Below are 5,450 nucleotides of genomic sequence, written 5' to 3'. Positions count from 1 at the left end.
TTTAAAGGAAGGCGGCGAATTCCTCTTCCGCATGGAAGCGCGCGATGGCAGCTTCGGCTTCGACTTCTCCGGCACTTACAAAAAAATAGAGGAGAAGGAACTACTCGAATACGCCCTAATTGACGATCGGAAAGTTTCGGTCGCTTTTGAGGAAAGCGAGGGTCAGACTACGGTGAGGGAAACCTTTGAACCGGAAACTGACAATCCGGTGGAAACCCAGAAGGAAGGCTGGCAAGCGATTCTGGACAACTTCAAGAAATACGTCGAAAGCAAGTAATCCATCTTTGTGCTCAATACCCACCAATGATTACATCAGCCTGCCTTTTCTGGTACGGTTCTGTTATCGGCTGTTAAAAGTTTTGACAAAGTCCTGGCACACAATAAATAAAAATACTCCACCATGCTTACAGAAAATGCACCGCTGCTTCCTGAAACCCAGCGTAGCTTCGATTCGAAGAAAGTGACGCTCACCGTCAATGGCAAACCGCGTGAACTTAATATCCTGCCCTGGGTGAGTTTGCTCGACGCATTACGTGAATACATCGGTCTGACCGGAACTAAAAAAGGCTGCGATCATGGCCAGTGTGGGGCCTGTACGGTAATCTGTGACGGCAAGCGCATCCTCAGTTGTCTGACCCTGGCCGCCATGAAAGAGGGTGCCGAGATCACAACCATTGAAGGCATCGCCCCCAATGACGATGAACTGCACCCACTCCAAAAAGCCTTTATTGAACACGATGCCTTTCAGTGCGGCTATTGCACCCCCGGCCAGATATGTAGTGCCATTGGCATGATGCAGGAAGCAAAACCAACTACCCGCGCCGAGGTCGCCGATCTGATGAGTGGTAATCTGTGCCGCTGTGGTGCGAACGTCAATATTTTGGACGCCATTATGGAAGTAAATCATTAAAAACCATTTATGAACAATTTCAGCTATACTCGAGCCGATGATATTCGAACGGCAATCGCTCAGGGCGTAAAACCCGATAGCGCTTACGTGGCGGGCGGTACCAACCTCATCGACTTGATGAAGTACAATGTGACTGAAGCCGATGCCCTGATAGATCTCAACCATTTGCCAAGTCGGGACGACATCACAGAAAATGCCGACGGCGGAGTGCGGTTGAGCGCTTTTATTACCAACGCCACTACGGCCTATCATCCCCTGATTGAGGAAAAATATCCTCTCCTCTCCCGAGCCATCCTGGCGGGGGCGTCAGGGCAGATCCGTAACATGGCCACCAACGGTGGTAATCTGTTGCAACGGACGCGCTGCTACTATTTTTACGATATCAATACGCCCTGTAACAAACGTGAACCGGGATCGGGTTGCTCTGCACTGGGCGGCTACAACCGGATGATGGCGATTCTGGGTGCGACCCATGCGCCTGATAACAAAGCTTGTATCGCCGTGTTCCCGTCGGATATGTGCATCGCACTGGCAGCTTTGGAAGCCGTAGTCAACATCGAAGGCCCCAACGGTACCCGTAGTCTGGCTTTTGAGGATTTCCATCGCCTGCCCGGTGACACGCCGCAGCTCGACAATAATTTACAAAAAGGTGAAATCATTACCAGCCTCGACCTGCCCGCCCAGGGCTTTGCCAAAAACTACTCCTACCTCAAAATCCGCGACCGTAATTCTTACGCTTTCGCTATGATATCAGTAGCTACGGGACTGGAACTGGAAGGTGACACGATCAAGTCAGCGCGAATAGCCTTGGGCGGCGTCGCCCATAAGCCGTGGCGGGTGAAGGAAGGCGAAGAATTTTTGAAAGGTAAAACGGCCATATCGGAAAACTTCGCCGCTGCCGCCGAAATTATTATTCAGGGTGCCAAGGGCTACAAAGACAACGCCTTCAAAATCGATATGTCTAAAAAAGCCATCATCCGCAATGGCATGATGGCCTTGAACCCAAGCGAAACCCAACTACCGGGAGCGGTACCTAACTAATTTTGAATGATAGAATGAGTGAATGATAGAATAAGCCGCCCGCGCGGTGAATCTTGATTTCATTCTTTATTCACTCATTCTATCATTCACTCATTCAAAATTGAATATGCCACAAATAGGACAACCCATTAGCCGCCTGGAAGGTCACTTGAAAGTGACGGGTGCGGCCAAATACGCCGGAGAGTTTAATCTTGAAGGATTACTGTACGGATACGTTGTGAACAGCACCATCGTTCGCGGAAAAATTCTGTCGATCGACACAGGTTCGGCTATGAAAATTCCGGGGGTAGTGGAAATCTTCACCCACGAGAATCGTCCGTCGTTGGCCTGGTTCGACATACAGTACTCCGATATGGATGCGCCGCCGGGCTCACCTTTTCGGCCCCTGTACGACGATGAAGTGAAGTACTACGCCCAGCCGATTGCGCTGGTAGTGGCTGAGACTTTCGAAACGGCGCGTTACGCGGCTTCAATTCTCAAAGTGGAATACGAGGCGGAGGAATTCGACTCTGACTTGAAAAAGAACATCGAATACGCCCGCGATCCCAAGATGGGGTTGGCCACGATGCTCAAACCGCTTCCGCCCAAGCCCAAAGGCGATTTCGAAAAAGCCTTTGAGGAATCAGATGTGCAGGTGTCCTCGGCGTACTGGCACGGTACCGAACACCACAATCCAATGGAAATGCACGCCACTACCACTTTCTATGAGCGAGGCGGCAAACTGACGATTTTTGACAAAACCCAGGGAACGGTTAATAGCCAACTGTACGCCTGCAATGTATTTGGACTAAGTTTCAGCGATGTACGGGTGATAGCACCTTACGTCGGCGGGGCATTTGGCTCAGGCCTGCGGCCACAGTACCAATTGTTTATGTCGGTAATGGCGGCCATAGAACTAAAACGATCTGTTCGGGTGACGCTGGATCGGGAGCAGATGTTCAGCTTCGGCCACCGTCCGCCTACCTTGCAGCGGGTGCGTCTGGGGGCGGATAAAAATGGTAAAGTGACGGCCATGAATCACGCAGCTATTGCCGAGACTTCGCAGTTTGAGGATTACACCGAGGTAGTTGTGAACTGGTCGAACATGCTGTATCCCGCTGAAAACACGCTCCTGGAATACCAACTCGTGCCTTTGGACGTGTACAGTCCGCTCGATATGCGCGCGCCGGGCGGCAGCACGGGAGTACATGCCATCGAAAGCGCGATGGACGAGCTTTCATACAAGTTGGGCATCGACCCGCTGGAACTGCGGCTCATCAACTATGCCGAGCGGGATATGGCCGAAGACAAGCCTTTTTCCAGTAAAGAACTACGCGAATGCTACCGACAAGGAGCCGAGAAATTTGGCTGGTCGGCGCGCAAGCCAGAGCCGCGTAGTATGAAGCGTGGTAACAAATTGGTCGGTTACGGCATGGCAACCGGGATTTGGGATGCCATGACGGTACCTTCCCGCGCCGAGGCGGAACTTAACAAAGATGGAAAGCTGAAAGTGAATTGTGCCGTATCAGACATTGGCACAGGTACTTTTACGGTGATGACGCAAATCGCGGCGGACGAATTCGGTCTTTCGATCGAGGATGTGACCTTTGATTACGGCGACAGCGATATGGCCTTTGCTCCCATCGAAGGAGGTTCCTTCACAGTGTCATCAGTAGGTTCGGCAGTGGTGAAAGCTTGCCAGTCGTTGCGAAAAAAGCTGATTCAGAAAGCTGCGACGATGGAAAACTATTCATTGTCTGAGGATAATGAGGGTACTATTAGGTTCGAGAAAGACCGGATCGTTCTCAGCGATAGCCCGGCAATTTCGGTTTCCTTTGCTGACCTGATTGCCGAAAACAGTGGCCGAGCCATCAAGGCCAGCACTACTTCGATTCCCAATGTTTTTAAACTAAAAAAATACACCCGTGCTGCCCATGCGGCGGCCTTCGTGGAAGTAGAAGTAGATGAAGAATTGGGGATGGTCAACGTTACCCGCGCCCTTACTGCCGTGGCGGCTGGTAAGATCATCAATCCCAAAACGGCCAAAAGCCAAATTGTCGGTTCGATGATTTGGGGGATTAGTAAAGCCCTGCGTGAGGAAACCATCAGCGACCATCGTTTTGGTAAATACATGAACGAGAACCTGGCCGAGTACCACCTGCCTGTTCACGCTGACATCTACGACTTGGACGCCATATTTGTGGAAGAGCACGACGATATTGTGAATCCTTTGGGCGCTAAAGGCCTTGGCGAGATTGGCATCGTGGGCATGGCCCCGGCTATCGCCAACGCCGTTTACCACGCTACTGGGAAGCGGGTAAATCACTTACCAATTCATTTTGATGATTTGGTTTAGGAAGGTCGCCTGTCCGTGCGCGAGTCCGACCAATCCACTTAGAAAGGACAAACAAAATACAAAAAGAGGGGTGAACCTATGGGTCTGCCCCTCTTTGTCGTTAGATTAGGCCCTTATGTTTATTCTCTCGACCAATTAAAAAAATTATTATCGAGATAGTAACGAAAGTAATTTTTGGTCGATTCGGACTTTATCTTCCAAAGAAACAGACGGATCATCTTGGTTGATTACGTCAAAATCCTGCAATTCAACCTTATTTCTAAATCTAGAATCTAAAATGGACAATTTCAACATCAACCGCCGCCGCTTCCTGCAAGGTGCCTCGGCTACGCTGGCCCTGACCGCCCTCGGGGCACAAGGCATGGACATCATCAATCCCGCCAAGCCTTACCGCGTTGCGCTGATTGGCGCGGGCTGGTACGGGACGAGTGATTTGTTCAAACTGATTCAGGTCGCTCCCGTGGAGGTGCTGGCGATTTGTGACGTGGATAAAAATCACCGCGAAGAAGCCGCCAAACTAGTGAGTCAGCGGCAGAAGTCGGGCAAAGTACCAAAGGTGTACAACGACTACGAGAAGATGCTCAAGGAGAATGAGCTAGACATCGTACTGATCGGGACACCTGACCATTGGCACGCGCTCCAAATGATCGACGCCGTGAAAGCCGGAGCGCACGTGTACGTGCAAAAGCCCATTAGCGTGGACGTAATGGAAGGCGAAGCGATGGTCGCCGCCGCCCGCAAGTACAATAAGGTGGTTCAGGTAGGCACGCAGCGCAAAAGTACCCCGCACCTGATCGACGCTAAGCGGGACATCGTAGACGCCGGGCTGTTGGGCAAAATCGCCCACGTCGAGATGTGCTGCTATTTCCACATGCGCAACGGCGACAACCCACCTTTGCAAGAAGTACCTGCTTTCCTAGATTACGAAAAATGGACGGGCCCCGCACCACTGCGACCTTACGACGGACTGCCGCACATTCGCTGGTGGCGGGCCTTCATGGAGTATGGCAATGGCATTACGGGGGACATGTGCGTACACATGCTCGACACAGTGCGCTGGATGCTGGACTTAGGCTGGCCGACCAAAATTAGCTCGCAGGGTGGTATTTACGTAAACACCGGTGCTAAATCCAATATTTCCGACACGCAGTCGGCGGTATTTGA

General features: G+C 51.4%; 5 protein-coding genes. All 5 read left to right on the top strand.

What is annotated here, in order from left to right:
• Window positions 1-277: SRPBCC domain-containing protein (locus tag ACEW8P_RS26790; protein WP_373516125.1), on the top strand; the 277-nt coding region annotated here is incomplete at its 5' end.
• Window positions 278-400: 123 nt separating this feature from the next.
• Complete coding sequence (locus ACEW8P_RS26785) at window positions 401-910, top strand: (2Fe-2S)-binding protein (RefSeq protein ID WP_373516124.1); 510 nt, start codon at window positions 401-403, stop codon at window positions 908-910.
• 9 nt (window positions 911-919) lie between these two features.
• The gene (locus ACEW8P_RS26780; protein ID WP_373516123.1) at window positions 920-1,951 is read left to right on the top strand and encodes a xanthine dehydrogenase family protein subunit M; all 1,032 of its coding nucleotides are present in this window, start codon (window positions 920-922) and stop codon (window positions 1,949-1,951) included.
• Between the two features lie 106 nt (window positions 1,952-2,057).
• Window positions 2,058-4,286, top strand: a complete 2,229-nt coding sequence (locus tag ACEW8P_RS26775) for a xanthine dehydrogenase family protein molybdopterin-binding subunit (protein ID WP_373516122.1) — start codon at window positions 2,058-2,060, stop codon at window positions 4,284-4,286.
• Window positions 4,287-4,563: 277 nt separating this feature from the next.
• Window positions 4,564-5,450: Gfo/Idh/MocA family oxidoreductase (locus ACEW8P_RS26770; protein ID WP_373516121.1), on the top strand; the 887-nt coding region annotated here is incomplete at its 3' end.

This window comes from Persicitalea sp. (genome assembly GCF_041751555.1).
Taxonomy (GTDB): Bacteria; Bacteroidota; Bacteroidia; order Cytophagales; family Spirosomataceae; genus Persicitalea.
The sequence above is the reverse complement of the archived record's forward strand: the minus strand, read 5'-3'. Positions and strand labels throughout refer to the sequence as shown.

Excerpts from the sequence above, each read along its gene's own strand:
- ACEW8P_RS26785 (WP_373516124.1), top strand. The coding sequence starts at position 401 with ATGCTTACAGAAAATGCACCGCTGCTTCCTGAAACCCAGCGTAGCTTC.
- ACEW8P_RS26780 (WP_373516123.1), top strand. The coding sequence starts at position 920 with ATGAACAATTTCAGCTATACTCGAGCCGATGATATTCGAACGGCAATC.
- ACEW8P_RS26775 (WP_373516122.1), top strand. The coding sequence starts at position 2,058 with ATGCCACAAATAGGACAACCCATTAGCCGCCTGGAAGGTCACTTGAAA.